We start from the raw sequence: 19329 nt of genomic DNA on the forward strand, positions 1-19329 counted from the left end.
GTCGCCGCCGATTTTCCGGCCGCCCCGGCGGCGGCCGGGTGCCGGCGCGGCGGCTCAGCCCGGGTCGGACAGGTGGGTCCGGGTCGCGGTGAGCAGCTCGACCAGCTCGGCGCCGTCGGCCGGGCCGAGCGCCGCGAACGCCGGCGAGGCCAGCCGGTCGGTCACCGCCTCGGCCCAGAGCCGCCGCCGGACCAACGGCCCGACCGGCGGGTACGGCGGCGGCCAGCCGCAGGCGACCGCGCCCGCCTCCCCCTCCGGCCCGGCGAGCACGGCCTCCAGCGGGGTCATCCCGCTGGCCCGGACCGCGATCAGGTGGGCCCCGGCGAAGTACTCCCGGAGCAGGCGCAGGCCGACGGCCGCCCGGGCACCGGCCGTCCGGACCGGCACCGGCATGGCGCGCCAGGCGGCGAAGAGCGGCATGCCGCTGGCGTCCGCGGCGTCGACCGCGCGGCTGAGCAGGGCGGCGAGCCGGCTCACCCCGGCGAGGGCGTCGAGCCGCTCCTCGCCCCACCGGCAGCACTCGACCAGGGTGGCGGCGGCCACCTCGACCGGCGGGACGACCCGCCGGGCCGCGTCCCAACCGTCGGCGACCGCTTCGGGGGCCAGGAAGCCGAGGGCGGCGGCGACCGTCTCGGCGCGGACGTCCCCGAGGGCGCCGGCCCGCCCGGTGACGTAGAACGCCCAGCCGGAGATGCCGAGCAGCCGCGCCCGACGCAGGGTGGTCGGGCAGCGGGTGAAGACGTCACCGAGTTCCAGCACGACCGGTTTGCTGGCCGCGGCGACCTGTTCCGGCGTCATCCGCGCACTCCCCGTCCGTCCACAGGGGTCAGTCTGCCGCGCCGTCGCCCGACTCGGCATCCCCCTCTTCGGCGTCGAGGGCCTCCACCGCCGCCTCGACCTCGCCGGCGCGGCGGCGCGCGGCCGTCACCACCCGTTCCGCCCCGCGCCGCGCCAGCCTCGCCCGGCTCAGGTCCTGCTCGGCGACGGCCCGGCGCCGCTCCAGCTCGGCCAGTTCCGCCTCGATCGCGTCCAGGGCGCCGGCGCCGTCGCGCTCGGCCGCCGTCGCGCCGGCCAGCTCGGCCTCGGCGCGTTCCTGGTCGGTACGCGCCCTGGCCAGCTCCTTCTCCAGCGCCCGCCGTCGGCGCGCCCGCTCCGCCCGGGCGGCCCGTTCCGCCTGCTCGGCGCGGAGCGCGGCCCGGTCGGCGCCGCCCCGCTGCTTCCCGGTCGGCTCGGGCCGGGGCGCCGGTTTCGGCTCCTCCCCACCGGTCACCAGGCGCAGCTGGGGGCGGGGCACCTCGCCGAAGCCGGCGTAGGTGGCGGCCTTCAGCAGCCGGCCGGAGCGGACCTGGTCGGCGACGTCGGTGTCGGCGAGCGCGGCGTTGAGGGTGGCCTCCACCTCGGCCAACGGCAGCTTCCCGGCCGACGGGGCACCCTCCGCCTCCGCCGCCAGGTTGCGCACCTCGGCGACGAGCGCGCCGACCACCGCCCGCCGCTGGGTGGAGAGTTCCCGCAGCCGGGGCCCGCGCAGCTCCCGTTGGGCGGTGCGCAGCGCCTCGGCGAGCTGGGCCAGGTCGGCGACCAGCTCGGGGCGGCGGATGGCGAGCAGGTTGACCAGCCAGGCGGCCACGGTGGGCCGGCGCAGCCGGGCGATCTCCCGGGCGGCCCTCGGGTCGCCGGCGCGGCGGGCCTCGGCGGCGGCCTCGTCGCGGATCGCGACGAACCGGTCCGGCGGGGTGGTGTAGAGCCGGTGCACCAGCTCCTTGGACGGGCCGGGCATCGCCGTCAGGCGTCGATCCGGGTGCCCGGTTCGAGCCGGCGGTACTCCACGTCGGACAGCCGGGCGAAGTTGCCGTTGAGCACGTTGAGCCCGTTGTCGTTGAGCAGCCCGTCGTGCAGCGCGTACGCCCGGCGCGGGGCGACGGCCCGGAGGAAGTCCAGCGACTCGGAGAACTTCGTCCACGGGGCGTGGATCGGCAGGAAGAGCGTGTCGACCTGCGCGTCCTCGGGGACGACGAGGCTGTCCCCGGGGTGGTAGACGACGTCGTTCAGCAGGTACGCCAGGTTGTCGACCACCGGGATGTCGGGGTGGATCACGGCGTGTCTGCCGCCGTGGGCGCGTACCGGCACGCCGGCGGCCGTGAACGACTGTCCGGGTCGGACCGCGTCGAGCGCCTCGGCGGCGTCGCCCAGGGTGCCGGCCAGCGACGCCGGGCCGTGGATGACGAACCGACGCCGGTCGAGCTGCCGGGTGACCGCCTCGACGTCGAGGTGGTCGGGATGCTCGTGGGTGATCAGCACCGCGTCGGCCCCATCGAGCGCGGCCGCCTCGCTGAAGACGCCCGGGTCGATGACCAGCACTCCCCCGTCGTGCTCCACCCGCAGGCAGGAGTGGGCGTACTTGGTGAGCTGCATCGTGACTCCAAGATTATCGAATCGTGATGTCCTCAGCGCAGTCTGCCGGAACCGGCGTGGTGGCGCGTCACGTCTGAGGTATCGCCCCGCACGGGGGCGAGGACGATGGAGGCGGGATGGACGGACGGGAACGGCGACGTCGGGGCGTACGACTGACGGCCGCCGCGCTGGCGGCGCTGCTCGCGCTGGCGGGCTGCGGCAGCGACGCGCGCGACAACGCCGACAGCGCACCGGCGGCGGCCCCGGCGGATCGGGACCGGGCCGGGGGCGCGGCGGACCAGGCGGGCGGCGCGGCCGAGCGGGGCGGCGACGCGGCCGAGAAGGGCGGCGGCAAGGCCGAGCAGGGCAGCGGCGCCGGCGCACCGGACCTGCGGGTCGACCAGCGCTCCATCATCTACACCGGCACGATGCGCGTGCAGGTGGACGATGTGGACGCGGCGGCGCGGAGCGCGATCGCCGCGGTCACGGCGGCCGGCGGTTTCGTCGGCGGTGACCAGCGGCGCAGCGCCGACGCGGACGCGCGGGCCGAGCTGGAGCTGCGGGTGCCGGCCGCGAAGTTCTACGGCGTCGTCGACGAGCTGGCGAAGCTGGGCCGGCAGCAGCGGCGGGAGATCCGCACGGAGGACGTCACCGAGCAGATGGTCGACCTGGACGCGCGGATCACCACCCAGCGCGCCCGGGTGGAGAGCGCCCGCCGGCTGCTGGCCCGGGCCACCTCGATCAGCGACCTGGTGTCGCTGGAGAACGAGCTGTCCCGCCGGGAGGCCGACCTCGCCTCGCTGGAGGCGAAGAAGGAGCGGCTGGCGGACCTGACCAGCCTGTCGACGATCACCGTGTCGCTGGTCGGTCCGGACGCGAGCACCGCCGACGAGGAGACCGAGGTCGGCTTCCTGGTGGGACTGGAGGGCGGCTGGAAGGTCTTCCTGACCTCCATGACCATCCTGCTGACGGTGCTGGGTGCGGTGCTGCCGTGGCTGCTGGCGATCGGCGTACCGCTGACGGTGCTGCTGGTGGTACTGCGCCGGCGGCGGCGCACGGCCCCACGGCCGACGGCGCCGACCGGACCGGCCGCGCCGCTGCCGCCTACCGCGCCGCCGCCAGTGCCCGCAGCGCGGTCTGGACCATGAGTCGTACGCCGACCGGGACGGCCCGTTCGTCCACGTCGAACGAGGCCCGGTGCAGGTCCACGTTCGGGCCGGAGCGGCCGACGCCCAGCCGGGCGAGCGCGCCGGGGACGTACTCCAGGTACCAGGAGAAGTCCTCGCCGCCCATGCTCTGCGGGGTCTCGGCGACGCCCTCCGGCCCGAGCGCGGCGACGGTGGCGGCGGTGAGGACCTGGATGGCCCGGGAGTCGTTGCACACCGGCGGACGGCCCCGCAGGTATTCCAGGTCGACCGTGGCACCGGTCGGGGCGACGACGTCGCGCACCACCTGACCCACGATCTTGGGGGCCAGCTCCCAGGTGTCGCGGTCCATCACCCGCAGGGTGCCGGAGGCGCACGCCTCGGAGGGGATGACGTTGTAACGGGTGCCGGCCGAGGCGTGGCCGAAGACCAGCAGCAGCCCGCTGTTGGCCGGCACCCGGCGGCTGACCAGGGCCGGCACCTCGGTGATCAGGCGGCCCAGCGCATCGACCAGGTCGACGGTCAGGTGCGGGCGGGCGGTGTGCCCGCCCGGGCCGGTGAGCCGGACGGTGACGTTGTCGGCGGCGGCGGTGATCGGGCCGACCCGCAGGCCGATCTGCCCGACCGGCAGGTTCGGGTCGCAGTGCAGCGCGAAGATCTGCACCACGTCGTCCAGGCCGCCGGCCTCGATGACCTCCAGCGAGCCGCAGGGCAGGATCTCCTCGGCAGGCTGGAAGATCAGCCGGACCCGGCCGGGCAGCTCGCCGAGGTCGGCGAGCTGGGCCAGCAGCATGCCGACGCCGAGCATCACGGTGGTGTGCACGTCGTGACCGCAGGCGTGGCAGACGCCGTCCACCGTGGAGCGGTACGGCACGTCCTTCGAGTCGGTCAGCGGCAGGGCGTCGATGTCGGCGCGCAGCGCGACCACCGGGCCGTCGGGGCGGCCGTCGATGTCGCAGATGACCCCGTTGCCCTTCGGCAGCAGCCGCGGCCTCAGCCCGGCCAGGGTGAGCTCCCGGGCGATCAGGGCGGCCGTCTCGAACTCCTCGCCGGAGAGCTCCGGGTGCGAGTGGAGGTGGCGACGGGTGGCGATCAGCCCGGGCACCCGGAGGGCGAGCAGGTGGTCCAGCTCGAACGGCAGGGGCTGGGACCCGGACGGCGCCTCCGGCCAGGACGACGCCAGCTGGTTGCCGGTGGGCAGCGTCAACGCACTCGTCACGTCGAATTCTCGTTCGCTAGAGATGGATGGATCATCAGGAACAGCAGACAGCCTAGACCTCCGACGGTGACGCTGGGCAACCTCGTTCCGGTAGTGGTCGGACCGCACAGCGTCACGTATGCCCTGCTCGGAGCGCTCGCAGATCTGCGGGACAGCAGGTAGATCGCGGTCGAACGCCGTCATCTGCCCCACACCTCCTACAACGCGTAACCGGACCGGCGGCCTCGAAATCGGTGTCGATCTCAAGGACCGTCGTTCCGAATTGTCGCATTAGTCGGTCAGGTGAACTGACACTCCGACAATTACCCGACCACGCCCGAACCGCGGGCACCCGAGACGGTCACACGCTCCGTCCCCGACCAACCGCACACCGTGTGCGTCCACGTCCACCCGGTCGGGTTACCCCCGAACCCGTCCGGCACACGCCTCGGCCGGTGGGCCACGGCGCTCCGCGTCGCGCGCCGAGCCCTCCGGCGGCGTCGCCGGGGCCCGCTCCGCGCGTCTGCCGCCGCCGGTCGGCGGCAGCTCCTCCTCCGACTGTAGCGCTCCGTCCGTACGCCCGCGACCAGCGAAAACGCCCCGTGGGCCGGTCGTTACCGGCACGTGGGCCGGCCGGTTACGACGCGGTCGGCGAAGATCGGTCCCACCGCCGCCGTGCCGCCCCGGGCCACCGCCGTGTCGTCCCGGGCCGCCGCCGACGGCGGACAGCGCCGCCGACAGGGCGGACCGACACCGACGGCCGGCCGCCTGCCCCGGCGCGGCGGGAGATCGGGCGGCCGTCGGACGGGATGATCAGAACCGGTCGGTCGGGCGGTAGAGCCCCCACACCTGGCGCAGGGTGCCGCAGACCTCGCCCACGGTGGCGCGGGCCCGCAGCGCCTCCTTCATCGGGTAGAGCACGTTCTCGGTGCCCTCCGCGGCGGCGCGCAGCTCGGCCAGCCCCCGCTCGACCGCCCCGGCGTCACGCTCGGCACGCAGCCGGGCCAGCCGCTCGGCCTGCGCCGCCTCGATCGTCGGGTCGACCCGCAGCGGCTCGTACGGCTCCTCCTCGTCGACCGTGAACCGGTTGAGGCCCACCACCACCCGCTCGCCGGAGTCGATCTCCTGCGCGATCCGGTAGGCGGACTGCTCGATCTCCCGCTTCTGGAAGCCCGCCTCGATGGCGTCGACCGCCGAGCCGTGGTCGGCCACCCGCTCCATCAGCTCGGTCGCCGCCGCCTCGATCTCGGCGGTCATCGCCTCCACCACGTACGAGCCCGCGAACGGGTCGACGGTGGCGGTCAGGTCCGTCTCGTACGCCAGCACCTGCTGGGTGCGCAGCGCCAGCCGGGCCGCCTTCTCGGTGGGCAGCGCGATCGCCTCGTCGAAGCTGTTGGTGTGCAGCGACTGGGTGCCGCCGAGCACCGCGCCGAGACCCTGCACCGCCACCCGGACCAGATTGACCTCCGGCTGCTGGGCCGTGAGCTGCACGCCCGCCGTCTGGGTGTGGAAGCGCAGCATCATCGACTTCGGGTTCCTGGCGCCGAAGTCGTCGCGCATCACCCGGGCCCAGATGCGGCGGGCGGCCCGGAACTTGGCCACCTCCTCCAGCAGGGTGGTGCGGGCGACGAAGAAGAACGACAGCCGGGGCGCGAAGTCGTCCACGGCCAGCCCGGCCTCCAGCGCGGCCCGGACGTACTCGACGCCGTTGGCCAGGGTGAACGCGATCTCCTGCGCGGGCGACGCGCCGGCCTCGGCCATGTGGTAGCCGGAGATGGAGATGGTGTTCCACTTCGGCACCTCCTTGCGGCAGTAGCCGAAGGTGTCGGCGACCAGCCGCAGCGAGGGCTTCGGCGGGAAGATGTACGTCCCGCGGGCGATGTACTCCTTCAGGATGTCGTTCTGGATCGTGCCGTTGAGGGCCGCGCCGGGGACGCCGTTCTCCTCGGCCACCAACTGGTAGAGCAGGAGCAGCACCGAGCCGGGGGCGTTGATGGTCATCGACGTCGAGACCTTGTCGAGCGGGATGCCGTCGAAGAGCAGCCGCATGTCGTCGATCGAGTCGATGGCCACCCCGACCTTGCCCACCTCGCCGTGCGCGATCGGGTCGTCGGAGTCGTAGCCCATCTGCGTGGGCAGGTCGAAGGCCACGGAGAGACCCATCGTGCCGGCCCGCAACAACTGGTGGTACCGCGCGTTGGACTCGGTGGCGGTGCCGAAACCGGCGTACTGGCGCATGGTCCAGGGGCGGGAGGTGTACATGGTGGGGTAGACCCCGCGCGCGTACGGGAACTCGCCCGGGCCGCCGAGCCGGGAGTCCAGGTCGTCCGGAAGGTCCGCCGCCGTGTAGACGCCCTTGATCGGGAAACCGGACTCGCTTGACCGCGGTTCGCTCATTAGCGGATGGTAGGACGCGCGACGGCGTCGGCGGGTGAGGGATACCGCACACCGGTCGACGGACATCGACGAGAGGTGAACGTTCGGGTACGTACTGTCCAGTTCGGTAAACGTCCGCCGCGTCGGGTTTCGCATCGGGCGTCGGAACCAGCAAGATAGGGGGGTTGTGTCCCAGCCCCCCTCGAATTCCCCCGGTGGCTTTTCTGTGACTCAGATCCCGACGTGGAGCGGCGGACCAGTCAGTCCCCCCAACGGACGCGCGACGCCCGGCACGACGATCGGTGGCCGTTACTCGCTGCGTTCGACGGTGGGCAACGGCGGCATGGGCACGGTCTGGCGTGCCACGGACACACTCCTGCGGCGCGACGTGGCCGTCAAGGAGGTCGTCCTGCCCCCGGGGCTGGCCCCGAGCGACCGCGACGCCATGTACGAGCGCACCCTGCGCGAGGCCCGCGCCGCCGCCGCGATCCAGCACCCGGCCGTCGTCCAGGTCTACGACGTGGTCACCGAGGGCGGCCGGCCGTGGATCGTGATGGAGCTGCTCGACGCCCGCAGCCTCGCCGACATGGTGATCGAGGACGGGCCGGTCGCGCAGCGGGTGGTCGCCAAGATCGGCATCGCGCTGCTCGGCGCGCTGGAGGTGGCGCACGCGATCGGCGTGCTGCACCGCGACGTCAAGCCGGCCAACGTGCTGATCTGCGCCGACGGGCGCTGCGTGCTCACCGACTTCGGCGTGGCCCGGATGCCCACCGACGTGCAGCTCACCACCCCCGGGATGGTGCTCGGCTCGCCGCACTTCATCTCTCCCGAGCGGGCGATGGGCCAGGAGTTCGGCCCCCCGAGCGACCTCTTCTCGCTGGGCGTCACGCTCTACACGGCGGTGGAGGGGCGGCCCCCGTTCGACAAGGGCGACCCGATCGAGACCATGCACGCCGTGGTCGAGGACCCGCCCGCCCCGCCGCAGCGCAGCGGGCCGCTGGACCGGGTGCTCATGGGCCTGCTGGAGAAGGACCCGGCCCGCCGCCTCGACGTGCACACCGCCCGGGCCATGCTGCGCGAGCTGCTCGCCGGCCCGCTGACCAGCAACGCCGCCGCGGTGAACTCGGTGACCGACCCCTACTCGGTGGTGCCGGTGCAGCGGCCCGTGCCGACCCCGCCGGCCGCCGCGCCGGAGCAGCCGAAGCCGAGCGGGCAGATCGGCGGGCGGGCGATGCTCAATCCCGGCGAGTCGCTCACCGACCGGCTGGCGGCGCTGCGCCGGGGTGAGCGCCCCGCGCAGGCCGCGCTCCCCGCCAGCCCCGCGGCGATGGAGGACACCAGCGCCGACGCCCTGGCCGGGCCGCTGCACACCCCCACCGGCGCGATGCCGGCGCCGAGCGGGTCCACGCCGGCCGGCCGCACCTACGGCGGCGCCGAGACGACCCAGCGGATGGCGTCCGGCGGGTCGGACGCCACCCAGCAGCTGCGGACCAACGCCGCCGGCCTGGTCGGCTTCAGCGGCCCGACCGAGGCGACCCAGCGGGTGAAGGCGGGCACGCCCACCTTCGGCACCCCGCCGGAGGCCACCCAGCGGGTGAGCGCCGGACCTCCCGTCTTCGGCGCACCGCCGCCCGAGGCGACCCAGCACCTCGGCGGCACGTACGGCGGCGGCCAGTGGTCGGTGCCGGGCACCGGACAGCCGTGGGCGACTCCCGCCACCGCGCCCGCCACGGGCGGCTCGGGCGGCGGCATCGGCGGTCGGGTCGGCGCCGTCGGCAACCAGCTCGTCGGCACGGTCAAGGGCTGGCCGCGCAAGGTGCAGCTCGCCGCCGCGGGCGGCCTGGCCGTGCTGCTGCTGATCGGGGCGGTCGTCCTGTTCACCGGCGGCGACGACCCGGCGCCGACCGTCCCGCAGGCCGCCCCGACCTCGCAGGCCCCGGCCGCCGGCGTACCCGAGATGAAGGAGCACGCCGGCAAGGGCGTGCGGGTCATGGTGCCGCAGGGCTGGGAGATCAAGAGCGCCGGCAACTGGGTGGACTACGTCGACCCGGAGGACGAGGGCCGCAAGGTCCGGATCCTGGTGGAGGACTTCCGCACCAACTCGATGCGCTGGGCCGAGGTCGCCGAGGACGGTCTGAAGAACCGCTCCAAGTCCTGCGCCAAGCCGTACGCCCAGCTCGCCATGAACGAGGTGCAGTGGGTCGGCAAGTCGGCGGCCGAGTTCGAGTACACCTGCGGCGAGGGCGAGGCCAAGCGGCACGGCGTGTGGCGCGGCGTGGTCCACGAGGGCAAGGTCTACTCGTTCTATCTCACCTCGACCGACGCGAAGTTCGCCGACAGCAGGCCGATCTTCGACGAGATGGTGAAGTCGTTCCAGCTCACCGAGGCCGGCTGAGCCCCGGGGGAAGCGCGGTGGTGATCCGCCGGCGTGCTATCAAGAGACATGCCGGCGGAAACCACTGACATCGACGACATTCGCGAGCAAGCGCGGCGCTGGCTCGACGACGATCCCGACCCGGCCAGCCGGGAGGAACTGCGGGCGGTGCTCGACCGCCTGCCGGCGAGCGCCCCTGAGCTGGCCGACCGGTTCGCCGGCCCGCTGACCTTCGGCACCGCCGGGCTGCGCGGCCCGCTGCGCGCCGGCCCCAACGGGATGAACCTCGCGGTGGTCACCCAGGCCGCCGCCGGGCTGGTCGGCTGGCTCGCCGCCCAGGGCGGCACCGGCCCGCTGGTGATCGGGTACGACGCACGGCACGGCTCCCGCGAGTTCGCCGAGCGCACCGCCCAGGTCGCCACCGGCGCGGGACGCCCGGCGCTGCTGCTGCCCCGCCCGCTGCCCACCCCCGTGCTCGCCTACGCGGTGCGCCACCTCGGGGCGGTCGCCGGGGTGATGGTGACCGCCAGCCACAACCCGCCGCAGGACAACGGCTACAAGGTCTACCTCGGAGCCGAGTTGGGCGGGGCGCTCGGCGCGGGCGCCCAGATCGTGCCGCCGGCGGACGCCGGCATCGAGGCCGCGATCCGGTCGGTCGGGCCGCTGGCCGAGGTGCCGCTCGGACCGGCCGGGCAGGTGCTCGGCGACGACCTGGTGGCCTCCTACGTGGAGCGGGCCACCGCCGTGATCGACCCGGACGGGTCGCGTGACCTGGCGGTGGCGTACACGCCGCTGCACGGGGTGGGTGCGGCGGTGCTCACCGCGGCGTTCGCCCGGGCGGGCTTCCCCGTGCCCGGTGTGGTGCCCGAGCAGGCCGAGCCGGACCCGGCGTTCCCGACCGTCTCCTTCCCCAACCCGGAGGAGCCGGGGGCCGTGGACCGGCTGGTCGCGCTGGCCGAGGCGACGGGCGCGGACATCGCCATCGCCAACGACCCGGACGCGGACCGCTGCGCGGTGGCCGTCCGGGACACCGGTCCGGCGGCGAGTACGGGGGCGGAGGTCGCCGGCCCGGCCCAGCCCGACGGGAACCCGCCCGGCTGGCGGATGCTGCGCGGCGACGAGGTGGGCGTGCTGCTGGCCGACCATCTCATGCGGCGCGGCGTGACCGGCTTGTACGCCACCACGATCGTGTCGTCGTCCCTGCTGCGGGCGATGTGTGCCGCCCGCGGCCTGCCGTACGACGAGACGCTGACCGGTTTCAAGTGGATCGTCCGGGCCGGCGGCGGGGCCGAGCCGTTGGTCTTCGGCTACGAGGAGGCGCTCGGCTACTGCGTCGCCCCCGAGCACGTACGCGACAAGGACGGCATCACCGCCGCGCTGACCGTGGCGGAGCTGGCCGCCGGGCTGAAGGCGCGGGGGCGCACCCTGACCGACCGGCTGGACGAGCTGGCCGCCGAGTTCGGCGTGCACCACACCGACCAGCTCTCGGTGCGGGTGGACGACCTGCGGGAGATCGCCGCCGCGATGGCCCGCATCCGGGCCGCAACCCCGACGACGCTGCTCGGGCAGCCGGTCACCGAGGCGCAGGACCTGCTCCCCGAGGCGGACGTGGTGATCCTGCGTACCGGCGCCGCCCGGGTGGTGATCCGCCCCTCGGGCACCGAGCCGAAGCTCAAGGCGTACCTGGAGGTGGTGGAGCCGGTGGCGGACGGCGACGTAGCCGCGGCCCGCACCCGCGCAGGGGACGCGATCGCCACCCTCCGCACCGAAATGGCCAACGCCCTGGGCCTCTGACCACCACCCCCACCCCGGCCCCCACCCTGTCGATCAAGAGGTTTGCGTTAGGGAAAGCGTCCTCCCAGGACGTGAACCTCTTGATCGACAGGAGTCAGCGACCGCGGTGGTCGGAGCCAGCGACCTGCCGTGGTCGGGGACCAGCGCCTGCGGCGGCCCGGGGGGCCGGGCGGCGGCAGCCGCCCGCAGTCGGTGGGTGGGGCCGGGGTGGGTGGGCCAGCCGGGTGGGTCAGCGGCGGGGGCCCAGGGCGGCGTCGACGGCGCTGCCGAGGGCGGCCACGACGAGGCCGACCGAGGGGCGGACCACGGAGTCGTCCATGCTGACGGTGCCGGAGAAGCCGGCCCCGCCGGCGATCTCCTCCAGCCGCTGCCGGGCCTCCCGCGCCGCGTCACCGGTCAGGCCGAGCGCCGGCTCCATCCGCAGCACCGCGACCAGGGTCGCCAGGGCCGCCGTCCGCTCGTCGGGCAGTTCCCCGCTGGCCAGCGCCTCGGCGAGCCGGCGGCGGGTGTCCGCCTCGACGGCCGGGTCCACCGTCGGGTAGCGGTGCACGTGGATGAAGCCCAGCTCGGTCTCGTCGACGTCGCGCACGACGCCCTGGGCGCACAGGTCACCGAGGATCTTGTCGCGCAGGCCGTGCCGCAGCCGCTGCACCCATGACGATGGGCTGTGCGGCGTGTCGGCGGCCATGCGGGCGAGGACCCCGTCGACGAGCGGCTCGCCGGTGGGCGTCGGGTCCACCACCGCCAGGGACCCCTCGGAGTACACGATCCGGCCGGCCAGGGCCAGTTCGATCAGCACCGCGGCGGCCATCCCCAGGTCGAGGCTGATCCGCGGCATGGTCGCCTTGCCGGTCTCGTCGTCGTACGCGAGGAGAAGCAGCTCTTCGGCGAGCGCAACACCAGTCATGGCCGGAGACGGTAGCGGCTGCGCGCATCCCGCGCACGGACTCGCGCACGGATTCACGCGCAGCCGCGCGACGGACCTCAGAAGCGGGGCATGCCACCGAACTGGCGGTCGCCGGCGTCGCCGAGCCCCGGCACGATGAACATGCGGTCGTTGAGCCCCTCGTCGATCGAGGCGGTGACCAGGCGCAGCGGCAGGCCGGAGCGCTCCAGCCGCTCGATGCCGACGGGCGCGGCGAGCACGCAGAGCACGGTGATGTCGGTGCAGCCGCGGTCGGCCAGCAGCCGGCAGCAGTGCTCCAGCGAGCCGCCGGTGGCGAGCATCGGGTCGAGCACCAGCACCGGCAGGCCACTGAGGTCGCGCGGCAGCGACTCCATGTAGGCGCGCGGTTCGTACGTCTCCTCGTCGCGCGCCAGGCCCACGAAGCCCATCGAGGACTCCGGCAGCAGGCCGAGCGCGGCGTCGGCCATGCCCAGGCCGGCCCGCAGCACCGGCACGAGCAGCGGCGGGTTGGCCAGCCGGGTGCCCTCGGTGCCGGTGACGGGGGTCTGCACCGGGTACTTCTCGACGGGGAACGAGCGCGCGGCCTCGTACACCAGCATGGTGGTGAGTTCGTGCAGCGCCGCCCGGAACGAGGAGGAGTCGGTGCGCGCGTCCCGCATGGCGGTCAGCCGCGACTGGGCGAGCGGATGGTCAATGACGTGTACGTCCACGATCGCTCAACCTACCGGTCCACCGGTCCCGGCACTGCGGGTGCGGCCGGACGGGCGACCTCGCTCACCACCGCGCCACCGGCGGCACGGTGACCAAGATCACTGTCCGGCCGGGTGCGTAGACTTCGGGGCATGACGGCGACAGCGACGTCGGCCCGGTCGGAGCTCTCCGAGTTGGGACGATCCGAGACCGCTCTGCGGACCTTCCTGCACGGCCTGCCCGGCGTGGACCAGGTCGGCGCGGAGCAGCGGGCGGCACAGCTTGGCACCCGCTCCATCAAGACCACCGCCAAGGCCCAGGCCATCGACCTGGCGATCCGGATGGTCGACCTGACCACCCTCGAAGGGGCGGACACCCCGGGCAAGGTGCGGGCCCTCGCCGCCAAGGCGCTGCGCCCCGATCCGGCCGACCCGTCCTGCCCGCACGTGGGCGCGGTCTGCGTCTATCCGGCGATGGTCGGGCACGTGGCCGAGGTCCTGCGCGGCAGCAAGGTGCACCTGGCCAGCGTGGCGACCGCCTTCCCGTCCGGCCAGGCCCCGCTGGAGGTCAAGCTCGCCGACACCCGCGCCGCCGTGGCGGCCGGCGCCGACGAGATCGACATGGTGATCAACCGGGGCGCCTTCCTCGCCGGGCGCTACCAGGAGGTCTACGACGAGATCGTGGCCACCAAGGAGGCCTGCGGGGACGCCCACCTCAAGGTCATCCTGGAGACCGGCGAGCTGGCCACGTACGACAACGTGCGGCGCGCCTCCTGGCTGGCGATGCTGGCCGGCGGCGACTTCATCAAGACCTCCACCGGCAAGGTCCCGGTCGCGGCCACCCCGCCGGTGACCCTGGTGATGCTGGAGGCGGTGCGCGACTTCCGGGCCGCCACCGGGCGGCAGGTCGGCGTGAAGCCGGCCGGCGGCATCAAGACCACCAAGGACGCGATCAAGTACCTGGTGATGGTCAACGAGACCGTCGGCGCGGACTGGCTGGACCCGGACTGGTTCCGGTTCGGCGCATCCAGCCTGCTCAACGACCTGCTCATGCAGCGCACCAAGCTGACGACCGGCACCTACTCCGGTCCCGACTACTTCACCCTGGACTGAGAGCCGATGTTCGAATACGCACCCGCCCCCGAGTCCCGCTCGGTGGTGGACCTGAAAGCCTCCTACGGGCTCTTCGTCGACGGTGAGTTCGTCGACCCCACCGACGGCGGCACGTTCAAGACGGTCAACCCCGCCTCCGAGGAGGTGCTCGCCGAGGTCGCCGAGGCCGGCGCGCAGGACGTGGAGCGCGCCGTCCGCGCCGCCCGCCAGGCGTACGAGAAGGTCTGGGGCCCGATGTCCGGCCGGGACCGGGCCAAGTACCTCTTCCGGATCGCCCGGATCATCCAGGAGCGCTCCCGCGAGCTGGCCGTGCTGGAGTCCCTGGACAACGGCAAGCCGATCAAGGAGTCGCGCGACGTCGACCTGCCCCTGGTCGCCGCGCACTTCTTCTACTACGCCGGCTGGGCCGACAAGCTCCCGTACGCCGGCTTCGGCCCCGATCCGAAGCCGCTGGGCGTGGCCGCGCAGGTCATCCCGTGGAACTTCCCGCTGCTGATGCTGGCGTGGAAGATCGCCCCGGCGCTGGCCGCCGGCAACACGGTGGTGCTGAAGCCGGCCGAGACGACCCCGCTGACCGCGCTGCTCTTCGCCGAGATCTGCCAGCAGGCCGACCTGCCCGCCGGCGTGGTCAACATCGTCACCGGCGCCGGCGAGACCGGCCGCGCGCTGGTCGAGCACCCGGGCGTGGACAAGGTCGCCTTCACCGGTTCGACCGAGGTGGGGCGGGCCATCGCCCGCGCCGTGGCCGGCACCCGCAAGAAGCTCACCCTGGAGCTGGGCGGAAAGGCGGCCAACATCGTCTTCGACGACGCCCCCGTCGACCAGGCGGTCGAGGGCATCGTCAACGGGATCTTCTTCAACCAGGGGCACGTCTGCTGCGCCGGCTCCCGGCTGCTGATCCAGGAGAACGTCGCCGACCGGGTGCTGGAGTCGCTGAAGCGGCGGATGGCCCAGCTGCGCGTCGGCGACCCGCTGGACAAGAACACCGACATCGGCGCGATCAACTCGGCCGCGCAGCTGGCGCGGATCCGCGAGCTGTCCGACGCCGGCTCCGCCGAGGGCGCCGAGCGCTGGTCGCCGCCGTGCGAGCTGCCGGAGCGCGGCTTCTGGTTCGCGCCGACGATCTTCACCGGGGTCACCCAGGCGCACCGGATCGCCCGCGAGGAGATCTTCGGCCCGGTGCTGTCCGTGCTGACGTTCCGCACCCCGGCGGAGGCCGTCGAGAAGGCCAACAACACGCCGTACGGGCTGTCGGCGGGGATCTGGACCGACAAGGGCTCCCGGATCCTGTGGATGGCCGACCGGCTGCGCGCCGGGGTGGTCTGGGCCAACACGTTCAACAAGTTCGACCCCACCTCGCCGTTCGGCGGTTACAAGGAGTCGGGCTACGGTCGCGAGGGCGGCCGGCACGGGCTGGAGGGCTACCTCAATGTCTGAGCGGGTCGCGGTACGCAAGACGTACAAGCTCTTCATCGGCGGGAAGTTCCCGCGCAGCGAGTCGGGACGGTCGTATCTCGTGCAGGACGCGAATGTCTCCCTGGCCTCCCGCAAGGACGCGCGGGACGCCGTCGTCGCCGCCCGCGCCGCCGTGAAGGGCTGGGCCGGGGCGACCGCGTACAACCGGGGTCAGATCCTCTACCGGGTCGCCGAGATGCTGGAGGGCCGGCGCGAGCAGTTCGTCGCCCTCGGCGTGCCCGGCGACGAGGTCGACGCGGCCGTGGACCGCTGGGTCTGGTACGCCGGCTGGTCCGACAAGCTCCCCCAGGTGTACGGCGGCGCCAACCCGGTCGCCGGGCCGTACTTCAACCTGTCGGCGCCCGAGCCGACCGGCGTGGTGGCCGTGGTCGCCCCCGAGGCCCCGGCGCTGCTCGGCCTGGTCAGCGTGATCGCCCCGGCGATCGTCACCGGTAACACCGTGGTGGTGGCGACCTCGCCGACGCAGCCCCTGGCGGCGGTGACCCTGGCGGAGGTGCTCGCCACCTCCGACCTGCCCGGCGGCGTGGTCAACCTGCTCACCGGCCGGATCGCCGAGACCGTGCCGGCGCTGGCCGCCCACATGGACGTCAACGCCATCGACCTGACCGGGGTGGCCGACGCCGAACTGGCCACGGAGCTGGAGATCAAGGCGGCGCAGAACCTCAAGCGGGTGCTCCGGCCGGCCCCGGCCGACCACGACTGGTCCGCCGACCCGGGCGTCACCCGGATGACCACGCTGCTGGAGACGAAGACCGTCTGGCACCCCAAGGGGGTGTGACGGTTCGCTGTCCTGGGTTTCCGGGGAGCCCCGCCCGCTCCGGCGGTCAGGCTTGATCCCTGCGCGGGCGGGCTCCCCGGAAGACCGTCCGCGGACAGGTTCGTGGGAGGGTTCAGCTCTCAGGTGTTGCCTCGGTGGGCTGCTGTGGTGTGCGGGGCGGGGCGGGTCTACTACCGGGGGTAGGATTGCGGCGTGACTCGGCTTGGTGATCTCGAACGTGCGGTGATGGACGTCTTGTGGGACTCGGTCCCGGGCACGTCGGGCGGGATCACCGTGCGCGAGGTCGCCGACGCGTTGGACGGCCGCGAGCTGGCGTACACGACGGTGATGACCGTGCTGGACCGGCTCGCCGGCAAGGACATGGTGCAGCGCGAGCGGGAGGGGCGGGCCTGGCGTTACCGGGCCGCCGCCAGCCGCGAGCAGTACATCGCCCAGCTCATGCTCGACGCCCTCGACCTCGGCGGCAGCCGGGACGCCGCGCTGGTGCGCTTCGCCCGCTCGGTGACCGGCACCGAGGCCGAGGTGCTGCGCGCCGCCCTCGGGGCCGAGGCCGAAGGGGCCGGGCACGACGGGGACGCGCTGACCGGTCGCGTCGAGGCGCCGTCGGTCGACGGGGTCGGCCGACCGCCCCGGGCCGACACGGCAGCGGACCGGTAGGGCGGCGGTCGTGGCGTACGCCCTGCACTTCGCCGCGTCGATGCTGGCCTGCTGGCTGACCGCGCAGGTGCTGGCCCGCTCCACCTGGACGTGGCGCAGCCCCCGGGTCGCGATCGTCTGCTGGCAGGCGGTCGGGCTGGCCCTCGGGCTCTCCGCCATGGGCGTGCCGATGGCGCTGGGCCTGTCCGCGTACGACCGCCCGACCGGCAGCGCGCTGGTCGCCCTCGCCACCGACCTCGCCCACGGCACCCTGCCCGTCGGGCTGGGCGCGCCGCACCTGGCCGCCGTCGGGGTGGGCTTCGGCATCGGCGCGGTCCTGCTGACCACGACCGTCCGCAGCATCCACGGCACCGTACGCGCCCAGCGCCGGCACCGGGACCTGCTCGCCCTGGTCGCCCGCCGGGACCCGACGGTGCCCGGGGCGCTGGTGCTCGACCACCCGAGCGCGGCGGCGTACTGCCTGCCCGGGATGAAGCCCCGGGTGGTGGTCAGCGCGGGCACGCTCGACCTGCTGGACAGCGCCGAGCTGGCGGCCGTGCTCGCCCACGAGCGGGCGCACGCCCAGGAACGGCACGACCTGGTGCTGCTGCCGTTCACCGCGCTCAGCCGGGCGCTGCCCTGGTTCGCCTGGGTCCGCGAGGCACACGACCGGGTCGCCCTGCTGGTCGAGATGCGGGCCGACGACAAGGCGCGGGAGGCGCACGCCGACGCCCCGCTGGCCGGTGCGCTGCGCCGGTTCGCCGCGGCCGGCAACCGGATCACTCCGGCCGGCACGCTCGGGCTGGGCGACCGGGACCTCGACGTCCGGGTGCAGCGGCTGCTGGTCGCCGACCGGCCGCCCCGGCTGCTCGGGGCCGCCGCGCTGGTCGTGGCGACCAACGTGGCCGCCCTGCCGGTCTCCCTCTTCCTGAGCTGACCGGGCGGGCCCGCCGGCGGCGCGCGGCCCCTCGAAGCGCCCTCTGGCGCACGGTGGAGTTACCGCCGCGTGGATCGCGTCCGGACATGCTGGGGCCGGACGCCCGCGTACGCGACCCGCCCGGCGCCCCACCCTCCCCCACAGCTACTACAACTCGTCGTAGCATCATCTACGACGGGCCATAGTAGTCATGCGTAGGGAACCTACGTGTAGGCTCGCTACGACAAGTGAGCCAACCGTACGGAGAGCCGGCCATGGACACCCTGCTCCTCGCCCGCCTGCAGTTCGCCACCACCACGTCGATCCACTTCCTCTTCGTGGCGGTGACCCTCGGCCTGGTGACCCTGCTGGTCGGTCTCCAGACCGCCTGGGTGATCACGAACAAGCCGGTCTACGAGCGGCTGACCCGATTCTGGGGCCAGCTCTACGTGATCAACTACGTGCTCGGCATCGCCACCGGCATCGTGATGGAGTTCCAGTTCGGGCTGAACTGGAGCGGGCTGTCGCGCTACGTCGGCAACGTCTTCGGGGCGCCGCTGGCCATTGAGACGCTCGTCGCCTTCTTCCTGGAGTCGACGTTCCTCGGCATGTGGATCTTCGGCTGGCACCGGCTACGTCGGGGCGTCCACCTCGCCCTGCTCTGGGGCGTCGCGATCACCGCGTACGCCTCGGCGTTCTGGATCATGGTGGCGAACTCCTGGCTGCAGAACCCGGTCGGCTACGAGGTGCGCGACGGGGTCGCCCACCTCACCGACTTCTCCGCGCTGCTGGACAACCCCACCTTCCGCATGGCCCTCGGGCACGTCGTCACGGCGGCGCTGCTCGTCGGCGGCATGCTGATGGCGGCGGTCAGCGCGTGGCACCTGGTCCGGCGCACCGACGACTTCGCCCTGCACCGCAAGGGGCTACGCATCGGCCTGATCACCTCGGCGGTCGCGATCTTCTTCGTGCAGGCCTTCGGCTTCGCCCAGTTCTTCGCGATCGGGGACGTGCAGCCCACCAAGTTCGGCGACGACCCCGCCGCCGCGCCGCTGATCGCCGACTGGACCGCCCGGTTCGGCCCCGGCGACTACACCCCGCCGGCCCTCGCCAACGTCGGCCTCGGTTTCATGATCCTGATCGGTTTCACCCTCGGCCTGCTCTGGCTGATGCTCCCGCTGCTCTGGCGGGACTGGGTGATCCGGCTGCGCGTCCCGCTGTGGATCCTCCAGTTCGCCCTGCCGCTGCCGTTCGTCGCGATGATCCTCGGCTGGATCGCCCGCGAGGTCGGCCGCCAGCCCTGGGCCGCGTACGGGCTGCTGCCCGTGGACCAGGCGGTGTCGCCGGTCAGCCCCTGGCTGATGCTCACCTCGCTGATCGGCTTCAGCCTGCTGCTCGGCGCCCTCGCCGTCACCAACTGGGTGCTGCTGGCCCGGCACGCCGCCCGGGGCGCGCACGACCCGGCCCTGGGCCGGCAACCGGACCAGCCGCCGGCCGACCCCCACCCCGAGCCCGCCTTCGCCTGAGGAGACGACC

16 protein-coding genes are annotated in these 19329 nt (G+C 73.8%); 9 read left to right on the forward strand and 7 right to left on the reverse strand.

Going from position 1 to position 19329, the window contains the following annotated elements; genetic code table 11:
- Nucleotides 1-54: 54 nt before the first annotated feature.
- From AB0883_RS09740 to AB0883_RS09750, 3 genes are read right to left on the reverse strand one after another with little or no spacing between them, the layout of a single operon-like run.
- On the reverse strand, nt 55-798 hold the full coding sequence (locus AB0883_RS09740; protein ID WP_366640838.1) for a hypothetical protein: 744 nt from the start codon (nt 796-798) through the stop codon (nt 55-57).
- A gap of 28 nt (nt 799-826) precedes the next feature.
- Nucleotides 827-1777, reverse strand: a complete 951-nt coding sequence (locus tag AB0883_RS09745; protein WP_366640839.1) for a hypothetical protein — start codon at nt 1775-1777, stop codon at nt 827-829.
- Nucleotides 1778-1782: 5 nt separating this feature from the next.
- On the reverse strand, nt 1783-2412 hold the full coding sequence (locus AB0883_RS09750; RefSeq protein WP_366640840.1) for an MBL fold metallo-hydrolase: 630 nt from the start codon (nt 2410-2412) through the stop codon (nt 1783-1785).
- A 116-nt stretch (nt 2413-2528) separates the two neighbouring features.
- On the opposite strand from AB0883_RS09750, the gene AB0883_RS09755 reads away from it, so the two are divergent.
- Nucleotides 2529-3539 carry a DUF4349 domain-containing protein gene (locus AB0883_RS09755; RefSeq protein ID WP_366640841.1) on the forward strand — a complete coding sequence of 337 codons (1011 nt, stop codon included), beginning with the start codon at nt 2529-2531 and terminating at the stop codon, nt 3537-3539.
- Here the strand turns inward: AB0883_RS09755 and AB0883_RS09760 are convergent.
- Both AB0883_RS09760 and AB0883_RS09765 read right to left on the reverse strand, forming a co-directional pair.
- Nucleotides 3496-4755, reverse strand: coding sequence for an amidohydrolase (locus AB0883_RS09760; RefSeq protein ID WP_366640842.1), 1260 nt, complete (start codon nt 4753-4755; stop codon nt 3496-3498). The two genes, AB0883_RS09755 and AB0883_RS09760, sit on opposite strands and share 44 nt — an antisense overlap.
- A 792-nt stretch (nt 4756-5547) precedes the next feature.
- On the reverse strand, nt 5548-7131 hold the full coding sequence (locus AB0883_RS09765; protein WP_366640843.1) for a methylmalonyl-CoA mutase family protein: 1584 nt from the start codon (nt 7129-7131) through the stop codon (nt 5548-5550).
- A gap of 205 nt (nt 7132-7336) precedes the next feature.
- Between AB0883_RS09765 and AB0883_RS09770 the strand changes: the two genes are divergently transcribed.
- Together AB0883_RS09770 and AB0883_RS09775 are read left to right on the forward strand one after the other, a co-directional pair.
- Nucleotides 7337-9505, forward strand: coding sequence for a protein kinase (locus AB0883_RS09770; RefSeq protein ID WP_366640844.1), 2169 nt, complete (start codon nt 7337-7339; stop codon nt 9503-9505).
- 48 nt (nt 9506-9553) lie between these two features.
- Nucleotides 9554-11278 carry a phospho-sugar mutase gene (locus tag AB0883_RS09775; protein ID WP_366641697.1) on the forward strand — a complete coding sequence of 575 codons (1725 nt, stop codon included), beginning with the start codon at nt 9554-9556 and terminating at the stop codon, nt 11276-11278.
- A 229-nt stretch (nt 11279-11507) separates the two neighbouring features.
- Here AB0883_RS09775 and AB0883_RS09780 read toward each other — a convergent pair whose 3' ends face one another.
- Together AB0883_RS09780 and upp are read right to left on the reverse strand one after the other, a co-directional pair.
- Nucleotides 11508-12185 (reverse strand): GPP34 family phosphoprotein, encoded by a 678-nt coding sequence (locus tag AB0883_RS09780; protein WP_366640845.1) that lies wholly within the window; start codon nt 12183-12185, stop codon nt 11508-11510.
- A 77-nt stretch (nt 12186-12262) separates the two neighbouring features.
- Nucleotides 12263-12895: a uracil phosphoribosyltransferase gene (upp, locus tag AB0883_RS09785; RefSeq protein WP_089002050.1), complete on the reverse strand. Its 633-nt coding sequence runs from the start codon at nt 12893-12895 to the stop codon at nt 12263-12265.
- Between the two features lie 132 nt (nt 12896-13027).
- Here upp and deoC point away from each other — a divergent pair, with 132 nt between their 5' ends.
- The 6 genes from deoC to AB0883_RS09815 all read left to right on the forward strand — a co-directional run bounded on the left by deoC (nt 13028) and on the right by AB0883_RS09815 (nt 19319).
- Nucleotides 13028-13987, forward strand: coding sequence for a deoxyribose-phosphate aldolase (deoC, locus tag AB0883_RS09790; protein WP_366640846.1), 960 nt, complete (start codon nt 13028-13030; stop codon nt 13985-13987).
- A 6-nt stretch (nt 13988-13993) separates the two neighbouring features.
- Nucleotides 13994-15424 (forward strand): aldehyde dehydrogenase family protein, encoded by a 1431-nt coding sequence (locus AB0883_RS09795; protein ID WP_121396645.1) that lies wholly within the window; start codon nt 13994-13996, stop codon nt 15422-15424.
- A complete protein-coding gene (locus AB0883_RS09800) occupies nt 15417-16241 on the forward strand; it encodes an aldehyde dehydrogenase family protein (RefSeq protein WP_366640847.1) in 825 nt (274 codons plus the stop codon). Before AB0883_RS09795 ends, AB0883_RS09800 begins: the two co-directional genes overlap by 8 nt.
- 192 nt (nt 16242-16433) lie before the next feature.
- Nucleotides 16434-16898, forward strand: coding sequence for a BlaI/MecI/CopY family transcriptional regulator (locus AB0883_RS09805; protein ID WP_366640849.1), 465 nt, complete (start codon nt 16434-16436; stop codon nt 16896-16898).
- A 10-nt stretch (nt 16899-16908) separates the two neighbouring features.
- Nucleotides 16909-17814 (forward strand): M56 family metallopeptidase, encoded by a 906-nt coding sequence (locus AB0883_RS09810; RefSeq protein WP_366640850.1) that lies wholly within the window; start codon nt 16909-16911, stop codon nt 17812-17814.
- 254 nt (nt 17815-18068) lie between these two features.
- Nucleotides 18069-19319 (forward strand): cytochrome ubiquinol oxidase subunit I, encoded by a 1251-nt coding sequence (locus AB0883_RS09815; protein ID WP_366640851.1) that lies wholly within the window; start codon nt 18069-18071, stop codon nt 19317-19319.
- The last annotated feature ends 10 nt before the right edge of the window (nt 19320-19329 follow it).

The sequence above is a fragment of the Micromonospora sp. NPDC047812 genome (assembly GCF_040704175.1).
Lineage (GTDB): Bacteria > Actinomycetota > Actinomycetes > Mycobacteriales > Micromonosporaceae > Micromonospora.